Genomic DNA, 17861 nt, shown 5'->3' with positions numbered 1-17861 from the left:
CCGGTGGCACGTGCAGAACGACAGGAGATCCCCATGTCCGCGCTTCGCGCACGGCTGTCGGCGGTAGTGCTCGCCGCCTGCCTCCTCTTCACCGGCCTGGCGGTGGCCGCACCCCAGCGGGCCGCCGCCGCCGTCCCGGGCTACCTGATGGTGCACTTCACCGGGGAGGGGGCGACCAATCAGCAGACGTACCTCTCGCACAGCACGGACGGTGTGCACTGGAACGACCTCAACGGCGGTGGCATGGTCCTGCGTTCCACGGTCGGCACGAAGGGCGTCCGCGACCAGGCACTGGTGCGCTCTCCCGACGGGAGCCGGTACTGGATCCTCGCGACCGACCTGTGCATCGGCTGCGGACAGTCCTGGGAGGACGCCCAGAACAACGCCAGCCGCAACCTCGTGGTGTGGGAGTCCACGGACCTGGTCACCTGGTCGCAGCCGTGGCTGCTCAACGTCGCCGGCGCGATCCCCGACGGCCGCAACGCGTGGGCGCCCGAGGCGATCTGGGACCCGGCGACCAACAGCTACGTCCTGTACTGGGCGACGAACGCGACGCTCAACGGCGTGCTGAAGCACCGCATCTACTACGCCCGCACGAGCGACTTCCGCACCACCACCGCCCCGCAGCTCTACATCGACCGCCCCGGCACCCAGGGCATCATCGACACCCAGATCGTCGAAGTACCGTCCGGCGTCGGCAACTACCGGTACGTGCGGGCCTCCGGCGACGGCCAGATCACCCTTGAGGGAAGCAACTCGATCCTCGGGACGTGGACCAACCTCGGCAACCTCTCCGGGATCGGCCTCACCGGCTCGCAGGTCGAAGGCCCGATGTGGATGAAGTCCAACAGCGGCAACCAGTGGGCCCTCTACCTCGACCAGTACGCCACGTCCGGCGGCTACATGCCGGTCCTGACGACCGACCCGTCCAACCCCGCCGCCTACAAGAAGCAGGCCTCGGGCAGCTACAACATGGGCGGCACGAAGAAGCGCCACGGCTGGATCCTGAACCTGACGGCCGCCGAGGAGAGCCGCGTGCTCGCCCGCTGGGCCAACACCCCGGCCCAGCGGCTCCAGTCGTTCAACTTCCAGGACCGGTACGTCCGGCACGCCAACTTCGACGCGCGCATCGACCCGAACGTCAACCCCGCCGAGGACTCCCGGTTCCGCCCGCGGCCGGGCCTGGCGGGCACCGGCACCGTCTCCTTCGAGTCGGTGAACTACCCCGGGTACTTCCTGCGGCACTTCAACTACGACTTCCAGCTGGCCTACAACGACGGCAGCGGCCAGTTCGCCCAGGACGCCACCTTCCGCCAGGTCGCCGGGCTCGCCGACCCGAGCTGGTCGTCCTTCCAGTCGTACAACCACCCGGACCGCTACATCCGGCACTACGCGTACGAGTTGCGGCTCGACCCGATCACCACCGCGACGGAACGCGGCGACGCCACCTTCCGCGTGACCGGCTGACCGAGCCGTCGCGTGGCCGTCAGCCCCGTGATCCGGAAGATCCGGCGCGGGGCTGACGGCCACATCGGTTCAGGTCCAGGCGGCCCGGCTGAGGGCTGCCCCGCAATGACCGGTCCCGACTCCGGACGCGGCTGGATGCGGTCCAGGATCAGGTGGATCGGCCGTCCGGCAGCAGCGTGATCCCGAGGGCGAGGGCGCCCAGCTGTTCCTTCTCCGGCGGGTAGATGCCGCGCAGGGCCGCCAGGACGGCGTCCGGATCGGCGGTCGCAGGGGTGATCGTGGCCGGGTCCTCGTGTGCGAGGAGGGCGGCGAAGTCCGGGTAGCGGTCGACGCGGGTCACCTCGCACTCGACGCGGCGGCCGTGATCGGAGTGGAAGGTGATCGTGTCACCAGGGCGGATCGCCGCCTTGGCCGGTGTGGCGACACGTACCTCGACCGCCTTGACGCCGGAGGCGACGAGTTCGAAGTACTCGGGGAGCAGGTGAAGGCGGTGCTCGTTCATCGTCGAACTCTCCTCGGGTCCGGTTCAATCACTGTGTACCTTCGCCAGTGTCGTCGAGACACCGCCTCGCGTGCCTGCACGGGGTACCCCCGGCGGCCGGGAGCCCGGCGGTCATGGAGCGGGTAGCATCCGGCGGATGGACGTGGTGATGGGGGCGCTGCCTCGTGGGCTCGCGCTGGTGGAACGGGTGGTTCGTGGGGAGCTCGACCCGCGTGGGGGGCCCGGTGTGATCCGGCTGGCCGAGGATGCCCGGTTGGACAAGGGGCAGGCCTCGCGGTTGTTGCGGGATCTCGTCGACTCCGGTGTGTTGGCCCGGGACGGGCACGAGTTCCGGGCCGGGGCGGGGCTGTTGGGCGTGGCGGCGCAGGTGGGGCCGTGGGGGGTGGAGAGCCGGGCGCTGCTTCGGGAGCTGGTGGTCCGGTTCGGGGCGTGCGCGTACGTGGATGTCCTGTGCGGGGCGATGGTGCTCTCGGTGCGGGCCGAGCTGGCGGCCTGGGCCGAGTTCTCCTGGGCGCGGGCGGGCCGGCTGACGCCGGTCTGGTGCACGGGGGCGGGGCGGGCGCTGCTGTTCGACCACGCGCGGGAGGAGGTCGCCGAACTGCTCGGCGGCGAGGACTTCATCGGGGCGGGCGGGCCGTACGCGCCGCGGTCGGTGGACGAGTTGGTGGCCCGGGTCGGCGCCGACGCCGAGCGCGGGGTCGCGGTGTGCGAGAGCGAGTACGACGAGGACGTGCTGGAGGTGGCCGCGCCGGTGCGGGGCCCGCGCGGGGACGTCGTGGCGTCGGTCAGTGTCGTCGTGCCGCATGCGGCGGTCAGGGACGACCGGGACGAGCTGGTGGCCGCCGTCGGTGACGCGGCGGCGAGGTTGGCGGCGCTGCTCGGCTGAGGCCGACCCCCGATCGGCCGGTGGCGGTCAGTCAGGGTCCGCGGAACGCAGCGCGGCGCTCAGCCACGCGCTCCAGCGGACCACCGACTCGGCGCAGGCCGGCGTCGCGGGCTCCAGGCGGCGGCGCGGTCCGACGACCTGGACGGCGGCGACGATCTCGCCGCGGAAGTCCCTGACCGGGGCGGCGAGCGAGTACAGGCCCGGCTCGGCCTCCTGGTCGACGATCGTGTACCCCCGCTGCCGCGCCGCGTCGAGGCGGGCCAGGAAGTCGTCCAGGCCGGTCGGCGTGTTGGGGCCGTGCCGGACGAAGGCCGTGCGGGCGAAGACCGCCTCGATCTCGGCGCGGTCGGCGTCGAACAGCAGCGCCTGGCCGGCGTCGCTGCAGTAGGCGGGGTAGCCGCGGCCCACCCAGGACACGAACGAGGCGAGGGTCGGCGGCATCGCCTCAAGGATCGTCACCGAGCTGGCGCCTCGCAGGACGCCCAGGTAGGCGCACTCGCCGGTGTCGGCCGCGACGCCCTCCAGCGCGGTGCGGCCGTCCCGCCGCAGCCGGGCCTCGGTCACCTGCTGGGCCCGCGCGTACAGCTCCCAGGCGACGGCGTAGCGCAGTGACGCGCGGTCGCGGTGCAGGAACCGGGCGGCTTCGAGGCTGCGCAGGATGCGGGAGACCTGGGTGCGTTCGCGGCCGAGCAGGGCGGCGACCTCCGCGGCGGTGTGTCCGCGCGGGTCCTGCGGGGGGTGCTCGGCGAAGAGGCGGAGGACGGCCAGGCCGCGCTTCAGAGTGCTGTCGGTGGTGGTGGTCATCGCGGGCCGAGCATAGCGCCGACGCGCGGGCCGGCGGCGCGTCCCCGAGGCCGACGGCGCAGCCCGCAGCACGGCTCACAGCGCGGTTCGTTGCGGCGGCATTGCAGCAACATTGCCTTGCCGTGCGGAATACGCAACTTGACTTGCTTATTCCGCATCCGGCGATAGCCTCTGTTCCCATCCACCGAAAACACGCCCATCCGGGAGTTCCCTTGTCCGCTGTACGCCGCCCGCTCGTGCTCCTCGGCTCCGCGATGCTGCTCCTGGCGGGCTGCGCCGACCCGTCCACGCCGTCCACCGGGCCGGCCGCCGCACCGTCCGGCGCAGCCTCCTCCGCCGCGGCGGTCGCGCAGGACGCGGCCCTCGCCGCCAAGGTTCCGGCCGGGCTGAAGGCGAGCGGGATCACCGTCGCCAGCGACGTCAGCTACCCCCCGATGGACTTCTTCGCCGCCGACAACCAGACGGTGACCGGCGCCGAGGCCGACCTCGGCAACGCGCTCGGCGCGGTCCTCGGCGTCAAGGTCACCTTCGTCAACGTGCCCTTCGACTCGATCATCCCGGGGCTGCAGGCGGGCAAGTACCAGCTCGGCATCTCCTCCTTCACGGACACGGCCGAGCGGGAGAAGGTCGTCGACTTCGTCACCTACTTCAACGCCGGCACGTCCCTGCTGGTCCCGACCGGCAACCCCACGGGGCTCAAGCCCGAGGGCGACTCGCTGTGCGGGCGGACCGTCGCCGTCGCCAAGGGGTCCACGCAGGCGTTGGTGGACCTGCCGGCCCGGGAGAGCACCTGCAAGACGCCGATCAAGGTCAGCACCTTCCCGGACGGCACCGGTGTGAACCTCGCCGTCACCAGCGGCCGCGCCGAAGCCGCCCTGGCGGACTCCCCGGTGGCCGCGTACGCCGCCAAGCAGTCCGGCGGCAAGCTGGAGGTCGCCGGGTCCTCCTACGACAACGCGCCCTTCGGCATCGCGGTGCCGAAGAACAGCGAGCTGACCCCGCTGCTGCAGTCGGCCCTGACGGCCCTGAAGGCCGGCGGTGGCTACCAGCGCATCCTCGCCGCCTGGGGCCTGGAGTCCGGCGCGCTCGGCGAGTTCAAGATCAACGCAGCCTCGTGACGGACCGTAAGGCAGACACCGTGACGGACCCGGTGACGGACGATTCGACCGACCCCGCGACGGACGCGTCGCTGCCGATTCACCGGCGGCGCAAGCCGGGCCAGTGGGTGCTGACCGTCGTGGCCGTGCTCCTCGGCTCGGCCCTGCTCCAGTCGGTGATCACCAACCCGCGCTTCGGCTGGAGCACGGTCGGCGCCTGGCTGTTCAGCCGGACCGTCATGACCGGCCTGCTGGCCACCCTGGAACTGACCGCCGCGGCGATGGCGATCGGGCTGGTGCTGGGCATCGGGCTGGCGCTCATGCGCTTGTCGGACAACCCCGTGGCCCGCCTGATCAGCCAGTTCTACATCTGGCTCTTCCGGGGCACGCCGCTGCTGGTCCAACTGCTGTTCTGGGGCTTCATCTCCGCGCTCTACCCGACCCTGTCCCTGCACCTGCCGTTCCTGCCGGCCATCGGCGCCGTCTCCGCGAACTCCGTCATCACCACCTACGCGGCGGCCCTGCTCGGCCTCGGCCTCAACGAGGCCGCCTACCTCGCCGAGATCATCCGGGCCGGCATCGTCTCCGTCGACCCCGGGCAGACCGAGGCGGCGGAGTCGCTGGGACTGTCCCAGGCCAGGACGCTGCGCCGAATCATCCTGCCCCAGGCGATGCGGGTGATCATCCCGCCGGTCGGCAACGAGACCATCTCCATGCTCAAGACGACCTCGCTGGTGAGCGTGCTGGCCTACGCCGAACTCCTGTACTCCGTGCAGATCGTCTACGCCCGCACCTACCAGACCATCCCGCTGCTGATCGTCGCCAGCATCTGGTACCTGGCCGTCACCACCCTGCTCAACATCGGCCAGCACTACCTCGAACGTCACTTCGCGAAAGGCAGCCGCCGATGACGGCCCAGACGGCCCAGCCGGCTCAGCCGGCCCAGACGGTCCAGATGGTGCAGGCCACCGGGGTCCGCAAGGCGTTCGGCGGACAGGAGGTGCTGCGCGGCGTCGACCTGTCCGTTCCGCGGGGGAGCGTCACCTGCGTGATCGGTCCCTCCGGCTCCGGCAAGTCCACCTTCCTGCGCTGCGTCAACCACCTGGAGCGGCCCGACGGCGGCCGGATCCTGGTGGACGGTTCGCCGGTCGGCTACGAGCCGTACCGGCGCGGGCTGCGCGAACTGCGCCGTCGCGACGTGGCCCGGCAACGCCGCCAGATCGGGATGGTCTTCCAGCGCTTCCACCTGTTCCCGCACCTGACGGCACTCGACAACGTCGTCGAGGGACCGGTCGGCGCCGGCCGCCCCCGGGCGGAGGCCACCGAGGAGGCGATGGCGCTGCTGGCGCGGGTCGGCCTCGCCGACCGGCGCGACGCCTACCCGGCCCAGCTGTCCGGCGGCCAGCAGCAGCGCGTGGCCATCGCCCGCGCCCTCGCGATGCGGCCGAAGCTCATGCTGTTCGACGAGCCGACCTCGGCCCTCGACCCGGAACTCGTCGGCGAGGTGCTGGACGTCATGCGCGACCTCGCCGCCGACGGTATGACGATGCTCGTGGTCACCCACGAACTGGCGTTCGCCCGCGAGGTCGCCGACGAGATCGCCTTCTTCCACGACGGCCGCGTGCTGGAATCCGGCCCGCCCGACCGGCTGCTCACCGCCCCGGACCACCCCCGAACCCGCGACTTCGTGACGAGAGTCCTGTGACGAGTAACGCTGTAACGAGTAGTGCCGTACCGCGCAGTGCCGTACCACGTAGTGCCGAAACGAGTGCCGTGAGGAGTGCCGTGACCACCTTCCGTGACGCCCTGGCCGCCGGGCCGCTCGTCCTGGACGGCGGCATGTCCAACGAGCTGGAGGCCCAGGGACACGACCTGAGCGGCGTGCTCTGGTCCGCCCGGCTGCTGCGCGACGCCCCCGACGCGATCACGGCGGTCCACCGCGCCTACTTCGAGGCGGGCGCGCAGATCGCCATCACCGCCAGCTACCAGGCCACCTACGACGGCTTCGCCCGGCTGGGCATCTCCCGCGCCGAGACCACGACGCTGCTGCAGCGCAGCGTGAGCCTGGCCCGCGAGGCCGCCGCCGGGAGCGGCTGGGTCGCGGCGTCGGTGGGACCGTACGGCGCCATGCTGGCCGACGGCTCCGAATACCGGGGTGACTACGGGCTGACGGTGGCCGAACTCACCCGTTTCCACCGTCCCCGGCTGGAGGCCCTGGCCGAGGCGGGCCCCGACGTCTTCGCCGTCGAGACCATCCCCGACGTGCGGGAGGCCGAGGCCGTGCTGACCGCCCTCGACGGCCTCGGCATCCCGGCCTGGCTCTCCTACAGCATCCGCGGGGCGACCACGAGCGCGGGCCAGCCCCTGGCCGAGGCCTTCGCCCTGGCCCGGAGCAGCGCGGACGTGGTCGCCACGGGCGTCAACTGCGCCCCCGCCGACCAGGTCGCCCAGGCCCTGACCCTCGCCCGGGCCGCCGGCCTGCCCGGCGTCGCGTATCCGAACGGCGGCGGCGTCTGGGACCCGGAGGCACGGCGCTGGCAGGGCCAGGAGGGCGAGATCGCGGATCTGGCCGGTGACTGGCTCGCCGCCGGCGCGGGCATCGTCGGCGGCTGCTGCCGGGTCGGCCCCGACGGGATCCGTGAGCTGGCCGCGCGCCTGGGCTCCGCCGCGGGCGCCGACGGCGCAAGCACCTCCTGAGAGCGGCCGCCCATGCCTGCCGCGCCGGCGTCGGCCTCGGTGGCAGTGTCGGAGCCCGCCACGACCTACCTGACGCCTCTGCTGGTCTCCCGCCGCCATGTCGACCTGCACCGCGTCACCACCACGTCCTGTCGCGCCGAGGAGGCCCCGCCGATCCGCCCGCCCTCGTAACCGAATCGCTTCCCAGGAACGCCATCGATGTCGCAGCCCACCGCCATACCCGTGATCGACCTGTCCGCCCCCGACCGTGCCGCGCTTCACCGCGCGGCCCGCGACGTCGGCTTCTTCCACCTCGTCGGCCACGGTGTCACCTCCGCCGAACAGGCCCGGCTGCTGGACGCGGCCCGTACGTTCTTCGCCCTGCCGCAGGCCGACCGCGACGCGATCGACAACCTCAACTCCCCGCACTTCCGCGGCTACACGCGGATCGGCAACGAGCGGACCCAGGGCCGCCGGGACTGGCGTGACCAGCTCGACGTCAGCAACGAGCTGCCCGCCCGAGTGCCCGGCCGCGGCGAGCCGCCGTACTGGTGGCTGGAGGGCCCGAACCAGTGGCCCGTCGCGCTGCCCGAGCTGCGCGAGAGCGCGCTCAGCTGGATGGAGCACCTCAGCACGGTCGCCCACCGGCTGCTGCACGAACTGCTCGCCGCGATCGGCGGCCCCGAGGACTTCTACGACGACGCCTTCGCGGGCAGCCCGCGCAACCACCTGAAGCTGGTGCGCTACCCGGGACGCGCCCCGGACGGGGAGGACCAGGGGGTGGGCGTGCACAAGGACTACGGCTTCCTCACCCTGCTGCTGACCGACGGCGTCCCCGGCCTGCAGGTCGAGGCGCCCGGCGGAGCCGGCTTCATCGACGTGCCCCAGCTGCCCGGGGCCTTCGTGGTGAACCTGGGCGAGCTGCTGGAGGTGGCCACCAACGGCTACCTCAAGGCCACCAACCACCGCGTGGTCTCCCCACCCGGCGCGCGCGAGCGCTTCTCCGCACCCTTCTTCTACAACCCCCGCCTGGACGCCCGGATCGCCCCGCTCCCGTTCCCGGGCGCGGCGCAGGCGACGGGCGTCACCCAGGATCCCGCGAACCCGCTGTTCGCGGAGTTCGGCTTCAACGAACTCAAGGGCTGGGCCCGCGCCCACCCCGAGGTCGTCCGGAGGCACCACCCCGAACTGCTTCTCGGGTAGCCGCAGGAGCGGGCAGTCGTGGGCCCGAGCACACCTCTCCGGGCGGTCGACCACGGTCGACCGCCCGGAGAGGTGTGCTCGTTGTTCGTCCTTCTCACAGCTGGGTGAGTGCGACCTCGTCGCGGTAGCCGTCGCCGGAGGATCGTCCTTGCCGGACGGCCCCGCGTGGTGGCGACGTCGCTCCGGCCTGGTGGAGCCGTGCGAACCGGTCGGCCGCCTCGGTCGGCCGAGGTGGCCGAGCGAGGCGGCCGACCGGTCGCGGGTGGGGGCTTTCAGGACCGGCGGGTCACTTGATGCTGCCGGCGGCCAGGCCGCTCCTCCAGTAGCGCTGGAGCAGCAGGAACGCCGCGACCAGCGGGGCGACGGACACCAGGGCGCCGCTGATGACCACCATGTGGAGGCTGGGGTCGTGGATGGTCTGCGAGTCCCAGACGGCCAGGCCCAGGGTGACCGGGTACAGGTCGTGGTGGGAGAGCATGATCAGCGGCAGCATGTAGTTGTTCCAGATGCCCGCGAACTGGAACAGGAAGATCGTGATCAGCGCGGGCTTGAGCAGCCGCAGCGACACGGTGAAGAAGATCCGGAACTCGCTCGCGCCGTCCAGGCGTCCCGCCTCGAGCAGCTCGTCGGGGACGGACGCGGCCGCGTAGATGCGTGCCAGGTAGACGCCGAACGGGCTGACGGCGCTGGGCAGCAGCACGGACCAGTAGGTGTCGGCCAGGCCGAGGCGGCTCATCAGCAGGAAGACCGGCAGGGTGAGCGCGGTCGCGGGGACGAGGATGCTGGCGAGGATGGTGGAGAAGACGGCCTGCCGGCCGCGGAACTCGTACTTGGCGAGGGCGTATCCGGCCATGGTGGACAGCAGGGTCGCGAGGGTCGCGCCGCCGCCCGCGTAGATGGCGCTGTTGAGCAGCCAGCGGAGGTAGATGTGGCCGTCGCGCTCGAAGAGGTTGCTGAGGTTGGTGCCGAGGTCGATCTGGGAGAACCACAGGCCCGGGTGGCTGATGAGGTCGGCCGCGCTCTTCGTCGAGGCGACCACCAGCCACCACAGCGGCAGCAGGAAGTAGGCCGCGGCCAGGAGCATGAACGCAGTCGGCGGAAGGGAGCCGGTCCACGCGCGGATACGAGGGCTGCTGCTCATGCGTTGGTCCTCCGCTGAGTCGTCTTCATGAGGACGTAGGACAGGATCGCCGTGGTCAGTGCGAGGATCACCGAAAGCGTGGCGGCGTAGGAGTAGTTGTTCCCCGAGGCCTGGTTGAACGCCATGATCGTCGGCGTGAACGAGCTGGACACCGAGGACGAGATGCCGTGGAGCACCTCCGGTTCGGTGAACAGCTGGAGCGTTCCGATGATCGAGAACAGGGTGGTCAGGGCCAGGGCCGGACGCAGGATCGGCACCTTGATGTGCCAGGCGACCTGCCAACCGGTGGCGCCGTCCATCCGGGCGGCCTCGTACAGGGCCGGGTCGATCGCCCGCAGCGCCGAGTACAGGATGATCACGTTGTAGCCGGTGTAGGTCCAGGTCACGATGTTCGCGATGGACCACAGGATCCAGTCGGGGCCGAGCAGGTCGGGGCTGAGCCCGAGGCGGCTCAGAGCGCCGAGGACGGGGCTGAGCCCGGGGGAGTACAGGTAGCCCCACACGATCGCCCCGATGACCGCCGGTACGGCGTACGGGAGGAACACGGCGATCCGGAAGAAGCGCTTGAGGCGCAGCACCCCGGAGTCCAGCAGCAGCGCGATCAGCAGCGCGAGGGCCAGCATCAGCGGGACCTGGACGATGCCGAACAGCAGCACCCGCCCGACGCTGTGCAGGAAGTCCGCGTCGCTCAGGGCTGCGGTGTAGTTGGCGAGGCCGGCGAAGACCTCCGACGCCTGGCCGAAGGCGCCCTCGCGGTGGATCTGGTAGAAGCTGCGGTCGATCGCGTACCCGATGGGCACCAGGTAGAAGGCGATGAACAGCAGACCGAACGGCGCGATGAAGGCGAGTGCCGTCGTCCGGGCGCGCGCCCGTTGCGGGGACTTCGCCGCGGTTCTCGCGCTGCTCGGGTTTCGGCTCGGCTGCCGGGCCGCGCCGCTGTGCTGGGGGTGCATGGTTCTCCTCGACTGGCCGCGGGCCGCACCGGTCGGTCGGGTACCGGCGCGGCCCACGCGGAACAGGGCTACTGCTGGACCTTCAGGCCCTGCTGCTTCATGGCGTCCACGGTCTTGCGCTGCGCCGCGTCCAGGCCCGCGGACAGGGAGCCCGTGCCGTTGACGGAGGCGTTCACCGCGTCGCCGAGCGCGCCGTAGGTGTTGGTCATGACCGGTCCCCACTGGAAGCCGGTGTTGACCTCGCCGGACGCCTTGGCGAAGACGTCGTAGACCTTCTGGTCGCCGTAGAAGGGGTCGGGCTGCTGGAGCTCGGGCAGGGCCGCCCCGGCCTTGGCTGCCGGGTAGAGCCCGCCGTTGGTGATCTCCAGGGCGAGGGCCTGCGGGTCGGTGCTCAGCCAGAGGGCGAACTGGGCGGCCTCGTAGGGGTGCTTGGAGTTCTTGAAGACCGCGGTGGAGGAGCCGCCCCAGTTGCCGTTGGCCGCCTCGCCGGCGTTCCACTGGGGGAGGGGGGCGACGCCCCACTTGCCGGCCGTCTTCGGGGCGTCGGTCTTGACCAGCGGGACGGCCCAGACCGGGGCGGCCCAGGTGAGCAGCTTGTCCTCGTTGAGGCCCTGGTTGAACTGGTCGCTGAAGTCGATGGCGTTGGAGAGCAGGCCCTCGGAGCGCAGCCGCTGCCAGTACTCGGCGGTCTCCTGGGTGGCCTTGTCGTTCACGGACGCCTTCCAGGCGTCCTTGTCGAGGGAGAACCAGCTCGCGCCGTGCTGCCAGGCCATCGACGCGAACCAGGCACCGCCCGTGGCGCCGTTGCTGAGGTAGACGGACGGGTCGGCCTGGTGGACCTGCTTGGCCGCCGCCTCGAAGTCCGCCCAGGTCTGGGGGACGGCGATGCCGTACTTCGCGAACAGGTCGGTGCGGTAGTACAGGGCCATCGGGCCGGTGTCCTGCGGGATGGCGTAGGCGGCGTTCTCGCCGAAGGAGACCTGGCGCCACGTCCAGTCCTGGAAGTCGCCCTGGTGCGAGGCGACGCCGCAGCCGGCGACGTCACGCAGGCCGCCCTGGAGGCGGTACTCGGGCAGGTGGTCGTACTCCATCGTGCTCAGGTCGGGGGTGCTGCCGGCCTTCACGGCGTTCGACAGCTTCTGGTAGGTGCCCTTGTCGCCCGAGGGGACGTTCTCCAGGGAGACCTGGACGTCGGGGTGGGAGGAGTTCCACAGCGCGACGACCTTGTCCATGCCCGGGACCCAGGACCAGTAGGTCAGAGTCACCTTGCCCGAGGACTTCTGGCAGTCCCCGCCGCCTGCGGCGGCGGGTGAGGAGGAGGAGGAGCCGCAGGCGGCGAGCGAGGCGGTCAGCGCGGCGGCCAGGCCGGCGGCCAGCAGGCTGTGACGGACTCTGTCTCTGGAGGGGGTCTTGTTCATCGCGGACGTTCCTTGTCGGTACAGGGCCAGGCGGTGCGGGGCGCGTCACCCGCGGGCAGTGGGGGATTGCCAGTCAGGGAAGGGTGCAAGGCGCCGTGGTCGAGGAGAGACCAGCCGGGCGATCGAGGGTGCCGGGGCCGTGTTCACGTGAACGCGGCCAGCTGTTTCGACAGTGTGTCGATGGCCACCATGGGTGTCAAGAGGCCGTTACGCGCCCGTTGCCAAGAGGCGATTTGTCCCTCCTCTCCTATTTATTCATGGGATTGACGTCCACTCCTTGACTTCGAGCCGTGTTCACGTGACCATCGCCTCATCGGCCCGACGCGGAGTGGAAGGATGCAGGCATGGCTACCGAAGAGACGAACCCGGTCGCGAAGAGCGGCCGCAAGCGCGCCGCGACCAGGGCCGACGTCGCAGCGTTGGCGGGCGTCTCCGCGCAGACCGTCTCCCGCGTGGTCAACAACCGCACCAACGTCGACCCGAACACCCGGGCCGAAGTCCTCGCGGCGATGAGCGTCCTCGGCTACCGGCCCAACACGGCCGCTCGGGCCCTGGTCACCGGACAGTTCCGCATGATCGGTGTGATCAGCTTCGATCTGAGCGCCTACGGCAACGCCCGCACCCTCGAATCGATCTCCACCGCCGCCCGCCGGGCCGGCTACAGCATCAACCTGATGGGTGTGGAGGCCTCCACCGAGAAAGCCGTGCAGGAGGCGTTCCACGAACTGACCGTCCAAGCCGTGGACGGCATCGTCGTGGTCCAGGCCCAACTGCTCGACACACCGACCCTGCGCCTGCCCTACGGCGTGCCGGTCGTGATCATCGCCGGCGACGAGCACCAGCGGTACCCGGTTGTCGACACCAACCAGGCCGAAGGCGCCCGGCTCGCCGTCGCCCACCTGCTCGACCTCGGCCACCGCACGGTCTGGCACGTCGCCGGCCCGCAGGACTCCCCCTCGGCCCGGCAGCGAGCCGAGACCTGGCACGCCACCCTCAAGGCCGCCGGCGCACCGGTGCCGCCGGTCTCCTACGGCGACTGGACGGCCGCCAGCGGCTACCAGGTCGGGCTGCGCCTGGCCGACGAAGCCGAGCTCACGGCCGTCTTCGCCGCCAACGACCAGATGGCGCTCGGCGTGATCCGCGCCCTGCACGAACGCGGCCGCCAGGTGCCCCACGACGTCAGCGTGGTCGGCTTCGACGACATCCCCGACTCCGACTCCTTCCTGCCCCCGCTGACCACGGTCCACCAGGAGTTCGAGCAGGTCGGCCAGGAGTGCATCGCCTCCCTGCTCCACCAGATCAACCACGACCAGCAGACCCCGCCCCGCGCCGAGGTCCAGCCCCGGCTCGTGGTGCGCGACAGCACCGCCACACCGCGCGCCTGACCCACCACTGCCACGCCGCTCGTCCGACCCGCGACCGCCCCACCGCGCGCCTCACCCACCACCGCGACACCGCACGCCCGACTCACCACCGCACCCCGAGAGGAGCACCGGTCCCGCACGCCCGCCCGTGCGGTGCCGTACACAGCCATGCCTGAAAACACCACCGACCGCACCACCGACCGCACCGCGGGCCTGCGCAGGCGCCTGGGCGGCCTCGCCTTCGGCGGCGACTGGAACCCCGAGCAGTGGTCGGCCGCCGTGCGCGCCGAGGACTACGAGCTGATGGCCGAGGCCGGGGTCAACCTGGTCACCGTCGGCGTGTTCGCCTGGTCCAAGGTGGAGCCCGAGCGCGACCGCTTCGACTTCTCCTTCTACGACCGGCTGCTCGACGAGCTCGCCGACCGCGGCATCACCGCCGACCTCGCCACCATGACCGCCTCCCCGCCGCCGTGGCTCACCGAGGAGCACCCCGAGATACTCCCGGTCACCGCCGACGGCCTCCGGCTGTCCCCCGGCGCCCGCCAGCAGTACTGCCCCTCCAGCCCCGTCTACCGCGACCGCGCGACGCGCCTGGTCGAACAGCTGGCCACCCGCTACGCCGGCCACCCGGCGCTCGGCCTGTGGCACATCAACAACGAGTACGGCTGCCACGTCGCCGCATGCTACTGCGACGTCTCCGCGGCGGACTTCCGCAACTGGCTGCGCGGCCGCTACGACGACATCGACGCCCTCAACGACGCCTGGACCACCGAGGTGTGGGCCCAGCGCTACACCCGGTTCGAGCAGATACTCCCGCCACGCACCACCCCTTACGTCGCCAACCCCGCCCAGCAGCTCGACTACCAGCGCTTCAGCGACCAGGCGATGCTCACCTGCTACGAGCTGGAGCGGGAGGTCCTGCGCCGGCACTCCCCGGACATCCCGGTGACCACCAACTTCATGGCCGGCTTCAAGCCGGTCGACCAGCACGCCTGGGGCCCCCGCACGGACATCGCCAGCATCGACGCCTACCCCGACCCGCACGACCCGCGCGCCCACATCGCCGCCGGCCTCGCCTACGACGTCCTGCGCGGAGCACGCGGCGGAGACCCGTGGATGCTGATGGAGCAGGCCGCCGGAGCCGTCAGCTGGCGCCCCGCCAACGGCGTGAAGCAGCCGGGCCGGATGAGGCTGTGGAGCTGGCAGGCGGTCGCCCACGGCGCGGACGCCGTGCTGTTCTTCCAGTGGCGCCAGTCCCGCGGCGGCTCCGAGAAGTTCCACTCCGCGATGGTCCCGCACGCCGGACCCGACACCCGCGTCTTCCGCGAGATCACCGAGCTGGGACGCGAACTGGCCGCCGCACCGGACCTGGCGGGATCGCGCGTCCACAACCGGGCGGCCGTCCTGCTGGACTGGGACAGCTGGTGGGCCCTCGAACTCGATTCGCACCCCGTGGACAACCTTCGCCAGCTCGACCGCCTGCTCGACTGCTACGCGCCGCTGTTCGAACTCGGCATCCCGGTCGACGTCGTCCGGCCGGACGCCGACCTCTCCGGCTACCGCCTCCTGGTCGCCCCCTCCCTCTACCTCCTCAGCGAGGAGGACGGCGCCCGGCTCACCGAGTGGACCGCCGCCGGCGGCCACCTGCTCGCCACCTTCTTCACCGGCATCGTCGACGACTTCGACCGCGTCCACCTCGGCGGCTACCCGGGCCCGCTGCGCGAGGCCCTCGGCATCCGCGTGGAGGAGTTCCAGGCGCAGGCCGAAGGCGAGACCAGCAGCCTGTCCGTCTCCGGCACCGCCGACCTCTGGCGCGAGGACCTGCGCCTGGAGGGCGCCACCGCCGAACTCGCCTTCGCCGACGGCTCTCCCGCCGCCACCCTCCACCACCACGGCAGCGGCACCGCCCGCTACGTCGCCACCCGCCTCGACCCGGCCACCATGCGCGACCTCATCGCCCGGGCCGCCGCCGAGGCCGACGTCCACCCCGTCCTGCCCGACCTGCCGCACGGCGTCCAGGCCGCGCTCCGCCACGGCGACGACCAGCGGTACCTGATCCTGCTCAACCACACGGACCAGCCGCAGCACATCACCCTCCCCAAGGACACCTGGCAGGAGCACCTGCTCCTCGCCCAGACCCACGCCGACACCCTCGAACTCCCCGCCCACGGCGTCGCCGTCCTCCGCACACCGGCCGAACCCGAGCACTGAGAACGCCCCGCACACCCTCGTGTGCCTGCCGCCCGACGGCAGGCACACGAGGGCACGCGACACTGACACCGCTGCGGCCGGCCGGGCGGTTCGTCGGGCTGCCCCGGCTGCTGCTCGGCCTGCCGGCCGGTGTCCGGATCGGCCGGTTACCCCGGCGGGCCTGTTCGCGTGGCCGGCTGGCTGGGTGTGCTGACCATGGCCCAACTGCTCCTGGTCGCGCTACTCACCGGCACCGCGGCGGTCACCTTCGCCGCCGCCTACCAGGCGTACCTGCCGGAACTCCTCCACCGGGACGACCTGGTCGAGGGCAACGCCACGCCCTTCGGCCTGCTGCTGCCGGCGGCCGGCCCTGCACGCGATCGGCGCGGCCGTCATGGTGGCCGGGGCGGTCCTCTGCAACGTCGTCCTCGGCAGCTTTCGCCAGACGTACGCCCCGCGCGCGTTGCTCACCCGGGTGGTGGCCACCTCGATGTTCGCCAACCAGGCCACCATCCCACTCGGCGCCGTCGCGGGCGGCGGTCTTGGCGCGGCCCTCGGGCTCCGGACCACGATGTGGATCATGACCTGCCCTCGGGCCCGGCGCCCGCCGACCGGATCTGATGGTCGGGGCACCGCCGGGCACACCCCTGAGGACGCTGTGGTGGCCCGTCTCCCGGCTGGTCAGGCGTCCGGGGTGCCCGCGGCCAGGGGTCGGTGTCGGTGTGTTCGATTTCAAGGTCCTGCCGGAGATCAGGGAGCGTCCTTGGTGTGGCTTCGGGCGAAGTGCCATGGGGCGGGCGTGTTGGCGGCCTCGTACTCGTCTGCGATGCCGAAGACACTCCCGCATCCTGGGCATTCCGCCCGGCCGAAAAGGTGCGTCAGGCCCCAGGCGAGTCTTTGCTGGCCATCCCGTACGGCCGACTCATGCAGCATCCGCGCGGTGCCGGCCAGCTCGTGCGGGGTGGCCGGCCGGAGCGGGACCTGGTGGACGTCCCCCAGATTCCAGTCCCGGATCGAGGAGTAGCAGCCGTAGTCGCCGACCGCGATCGTCACCGGTGCGTCGCAGTGGGGGCAGCCGACGGTGACGAAGGAGTCTCTGAAGTCGTCCAGGCTCTCGAACCACAGGGGCCGGCCGTCGAACGCGAGCATGTCCCGCAGCCGGCCTAGGTAGGTCTTCCGGTCCAGGCCAGGCCTCAGCCGGGCGGCGGCCGTGGCCCGCAGCTGGGCGAGGGTGGGTGCACAGCGGGCGACTTCTTCGTCGCCGCCGTGGGGTTGGAGGAGTCCACCCGCTATGGCGCCGGCCAGGTCGAGCGCCCAGTCCCCGGTGTCCTCGGCCTTCGCGATCTCCGCCGGCCGCGGCAATGCGGCGATGCTCGCGGGGGTGATCGCCCCCTGGTGGCACAAGCGTGTCCAGAGCAGGTCGATCGCCTCCTGGTCACGATCGACGGCCCGGTCCAGCAGCCCGGGTATCGCGTGTGCCGGGCCGTAGGCGTCGTAGAGTGTGGACCAGTCGATCATCCGGTGATTCAAGCATGCTGCCGAGCGGCCTCCACGGGTCGGTGAGTCGCAAGCGAGACACCTACGCCACCGCCAGTGCTGAGGCCTGCGGCGCCGGGAACGCGGCGTGTTCCCGCCCGACGAAGGGAGTTGGGTTGTGCTGACCACTACGCACCCGCCGTAGGTACCTCTGGAGAGCCCAGAGGGCCTTACGGAGGCTCTCGATGTCCCGAACTGTCCGCACGACTCCAAGGCAGCTCCGCGTCCGAGAGGGCGCGTCGGAGTCCATGTTCCTGCATGACCTGCGCTACGCGAACGCTGAACTGGCCCAAGCAGCCCGTGAAGGCCGTCGCCCTGCCCCGGTGAAGACGCTGCGCCGGATCACCTCTTGGCAGTGGATGGTGCTCTACTGCAGGAAGGGTTCGTTCTCCGCCGAGATCGCTTCGGCTGAGGGCCGCGCCCGGCTCCAGGGACGACTCGACGCCCAGCGGATCCGCGGGCTGCACCACGCTGGCCACGACCTTGACGGCGCAGATGTACCGCCGGTCCGCCACCGTCATGGTGTGCTCTGGAATGCCTGGTAGAGGCGAAGCACCCAGGATTGATCGGCACTCGCGAGTGCAGGAAGTGCGTACCGGTGTCGGCTCTCCGCGTCGGAGGGCT

At 71.4% G+C, this 17861-nt stretch carries 18 protein-coding genes; 11 read left to right on the top strand and 7 right to left on the bottom strand.

Translation table 11 applies throughout. The annotated features are described in order from the left end of the window. Positions 1-33 precede the first annotated feature (33 nt). Positions 34-1467 carry a glycoside hydrolase family 43 protein gene (locus ACFP3U_RS23865; protein WP_380227675.1) on the top strand — a complete coding sequence of 478 codons (1434 nt, stop codon included), beginning with the start codon at positions 34-36 and terminating at the stop codon, positions 1465-1467. Positions 1468-1615: 148 nt separating this feature from the next. Here the strand turns inward: ACFP3U_RS23865 and ACFP3U_RS23860 are convergent, their stop codons facing one another. Beyond that, positions 1616-1969: an ASCH domain-containing protein gene (locus ACFP3U_RS23860; protein WP_380227674.1), complete on the bottom strand. Its 354-nt coding sequence runs from the start codon at positions 1967-1969 to the stop codon at positions 1616-1618. 136 nt (positions 1970-2105) lie between these two features. Between ACFP3U_RS23860 and ACFP3U_RS23855 the strand changes: the two genes are divergently transcribed. After that, positions 2106-2855 (top strand): IclR family transcriptional regulator domain-containing protein, encoded by a 750-nt coding sequence (locus tag ACFP3U_RS23855; RefSeq protein WP_380227673.1) that lies wholly within the window; start codon positions 2106-2108, stop codon positions 2853-2855. A 27-nt stretch (positions 2856-2882) separates the two neighbouring features. On the opposite strand, the gene ACFP3U_RS23850 is transcribed toward ACFP3U_RS23855, so the two are convergent. After that, positions 2883-3659 (bottom strand): IclR family transcriptional regulator, encoded by a 777-nt coding sequence (locus ACFP3U_RS23850; protein ID WP_380227672.1) that lies wholly within the window; start codon positions 3657-3659, stop codon positions 2883-2885. A 212-nt stretch (positions 3660-3871) separates the two neighbouring features. Here ACFP3U_RS23850 and ACFP3U_RS23845 point away from each other — a divergent pair, with 212 nt between their 5' ends. From ACFP3U_RS23845 to ACFP3U_RS23820, 6 genes are all read left to right on the top strand, one after another. Beyond that, entirely contained in the window at positions 3872-4777 is a 906-nt protein-coding gene (locus tag ACFP3U_RS23845; protein WP_380227671.1) for an ABC transporter substrate-binding protein, read from the top strand. 32 nt (positions 4778-4809) lie between these two features. Continuing rightward, on the top strand, positions 4810-5667 hold the full coding sequence (locus ACFP3U_RS23840) for an amino acid ABC transporter permease (RefSeq protein ID WP_380227670.1): 858 nt from the start codon (positions 4810-4812) through the stop codon (positions 5665-5667). 44 nt (positions 5668-5711) lie between these two features. Continuing rightward, positions 5712-6461: an amino acid ABC transporter ATP-binding protein gene (locus ACFP3U_RS23835; protein ID WP_380227721.1), complete on the top strand. Its 750-nt coding sequence runs from the start codon at positions 5712-5714 to the stop codon at positions 6459-6461. 80 nt (positions 6462-6541) lie between these two features. Next, positions 6542-7453: a homocysteine S-methyltransferase gene (gene mmuM, locus ACFP3U_RS23830; RefSeq protein ID WP_380227668.1), complete on the top strand. Its 912-nt coding sequence runs from the start codon at positions 6542-6544 to the stop codon at positions 7451-7453. 12 nt (positions 7454-7465) lie between these two features. Continuing rightward, the gene (locus ACFP3U_RS23825) at positions 7466-7624 is read left to right on the top strand and encodes a hypothetical protein (protein ID WP_380227667.1); all 159 of its coding nucleotides are present in this window, start codon (positions 7466-7468) and stop codon (positions 7622-7624) included. 27 nt (positions 7625-7651) lie between these two features. Beyond that, entirely contained in the window at positions 7652-8635 is a 984-nt protein-coding gene (locus tag ACFP3U_RS23820; protein WP_380227666.1) for an isopenicillin N synthase family dioxygenase, read from the top strand. 286 nt (positions 8636-8921) lie between these two features. On the opposite strand, the gene ACFP3U_RS23815 is transcribed toward ACFP3U_RS23820, so the two are convergent. The 3 genes from ACFP3U_RS23815 to ACFP3U_RS23805 form a co-directional block, all read right to left on the bottom strand. Next, the gene (locus tag ACFP3U_RS23815) at positions 8922-9776 is read right to left on the bottom strand and encodes a carbohydrate ABC transporter permease (RefSeq protein WP_380227665.1); all 855 of its coding nucleotides are present in this window, start codon (positions 9774-9776) and stop codon (positions 8922-8924) included. After that, positions 9773-10729: a carbohydrate ABC transporter permease gene (locus tag ACFP3U_RS23810; RefSeq protein WP_380227664.1), complete on the bottom strand. Its 957-nt coding sequence runs from the start codon at positions 10727-10729 to the stop codon at positions 9773-9775. The genes ACFP3U_RS23815 and ACFP3U_RS23810 overlap by 4 nt, the downstream gene beginning before the upstream one ends. Before the next feature lie 68 nt (positions 10730-10797). Further along, the gene (locus ACFP3U_RS23805) at positions 10798-12147 is read right to left on the bottom strand and encodes an ABC transporter substrate-binding protein (protein ID WP_380227663.1); all 1350 of its coding nucleotides are present in this window, start codon (positions 12145-12147) and stop codon (positions 10798-10800) included. A 344-nt stretch (positions 12148-12491) separates the two neighbouring features. Here ACFP3U_RS23805 and ACFP3U_RS23800 point away from each other — a divergent pair, with 344 nt between their 5' ends. Continuing rightward, positions 12492-13532 (top strand): LacI family DNA-binding transcriptional regulator, encoded by a 1041-nt coding sequence (locus tag ACFP3U_RS23800; RefSeq protein WP_380227662.1) that lies wholly within the window; start codon positions 12492-12494, stop codon positions 13530-13532. Positions 13533-13679: 147 nt separating this feature from the next. Next, complete coding sequence (locus ACFP3U_RS23795; protein ID WP_380227660.1) at positions 13680-15722, top strand: beta-galactosidase; 2043 nt, start codon at positions 13680-13682, stop codon at positions 15720-15722. 219 nt (positions 15723-15941) lie between these two features. On the opposite strand, the gene ACFP3U_RS23790 is transcribed toward ACFP3U_RS23795, so the two are convergent. Then, entirely contained in the window at positions 15942-16202 is a 261-nt protein-coding gene (locus ACFP3U_RS23790; protein WP_380227659.1) for a hypothetical protein, read from the bottom strand. 249 nt (positions 16203-16451) lie between these two features. Next, entirely contained in the window at positions 16452-17219 is a 768-nt protein-coding gene (locus ACFP3U_RS23785; protein ID WP_380227657.1) for a hypothetical protein, read from the bottom strand. A gap of 266 nt (positions 17220-17485) precedes the next feature. Here ACFP3U_RS23785 and ACFP3U_RS23780 point away from each other — a divergent pair, with 266 nt between their 5' ends. Further along, positions 17486-17782, top strand: a complete 297-nt coding sequence (locus tag ACFP3U_RS23780; RefSeq protein WP_380227656.1) for a hypothetical protein — start codon at positions 17486-17488, stop codon at positions 17780-17782. The last annotated feature ends 79 nt before the right edge of the window (positions 17783-17861 follow it).

It is taken from the genome of Kitasatospora misakiensis, from assembly GCF_042656005.1.
GTDB lineage: Bacteria > Actinomycetota > Actinomycetes > Streptomycetales > Streptomycetaceae > Kitasatospora > Kitasatospora misakiensis.
Note: the sequence above shows the minus strand (reverse complement) of the source record. Positions and strands in the feature narration are given on the sequence as shown.

Coding starts and splice junctions, on each gene's coding strand:
- ACFP3U_RS23865 (WP_380227675.1), top strand. CDS start 34: ATGTCCGCGCTTCGCGCACGGCTGTCGGCGGTAGTGCTCGCCGCCTGC.
- ACFP3U_RS23860 (WP_380227674.1), bottom strand. CDS start 1,969: ATGAACGAGCACCGCCTTCACCTGCTCCCCGAGTACTTCGAACTCGTC.
- ACFP3U_RS23855 (WP_380227673.1), top strand. CDS start 2,106: ATGGACGTGGTGATGGGGGCGCTGCCTCGTGGGCTCGCGCTGGTGGAA.
- ACFP3U_RS23850 (WP_380227672.1), bottom strand. CDS start 3,659: ATGACCACCACCACCGACAGCACTCTGAAGCGCGGCCTGGCCGTCCTC.
- ACFP3U_RS23835 (WP_380227721.1), top strand. CDS start 5,712: ATGGTGCAGGCCACCGGGGTCCGCAAGGCGTTCGGCGGACAGGAGGTG.
- ACFP3U_RS23825 (WP_380227667.1), top strand. CDS start 7,466: ATGCCTGCCGCGCCGGCGTCGGCCTCGGTGGCAGTGTCGGAGCCCGCC.
- ACFP3U_RS23820 (WP_380227666.1), top strand. CDS start 7,652: ATGTCGCAGCCCACCGCCATACCCGTGATCGACCTGTCCGCCCCCGAC.
- ACFP3U_RS23815 (WP_380227665.1), bottom strand. CDS start 9,776: ATGAGCAGCAGCCCTCGTATCCGCGCGTGGACCGGCTCCCTTCCGCCG.
- ACFP3U_RS23810 (WP_380227664.1), bottom strand. CDS start 10,729: ATGCACCCCCAGCACAGCGGCGCGGCCCGGCAGCCGAGCCGAAACCCG.
- ACFP3U_RS23805 (WP_380227663.1), bottom strand. CDS start 12,147: ATGAACAAGACCCCCTCCAGAGACAGAGTCCGTCACAGCCTGCTGGCC.
- ACFP3U_RS23800 (WP_380227662.1), top strand. CDS start 12,492: ATGGCTACCGAAGAGACGAACCCGGTCGCGAAGAGCGGCCGCAAGCGC.
- ACFP3U_RS23795 (WP_380227660.1), top strand. CDS start 13,680: ATGCCTGAAAACACCACCGACCGCACCACCGACCGCACCGCGGGCCTG.
- ACFP3U_RS23785 (WP_380227657.1), bottom strand. CDS start 17,219: ATGATCGACTGGTCCACACTCTACGACGCCTACGGCCCGGCACACGCG.
- ACFP3U_RS23780 (WP_380227656.1), top strand. CDS start 17,486: ATGTTCCTGCATGACCTGCGCTACGCGAACGCTGAACTGGCCCAAGCA.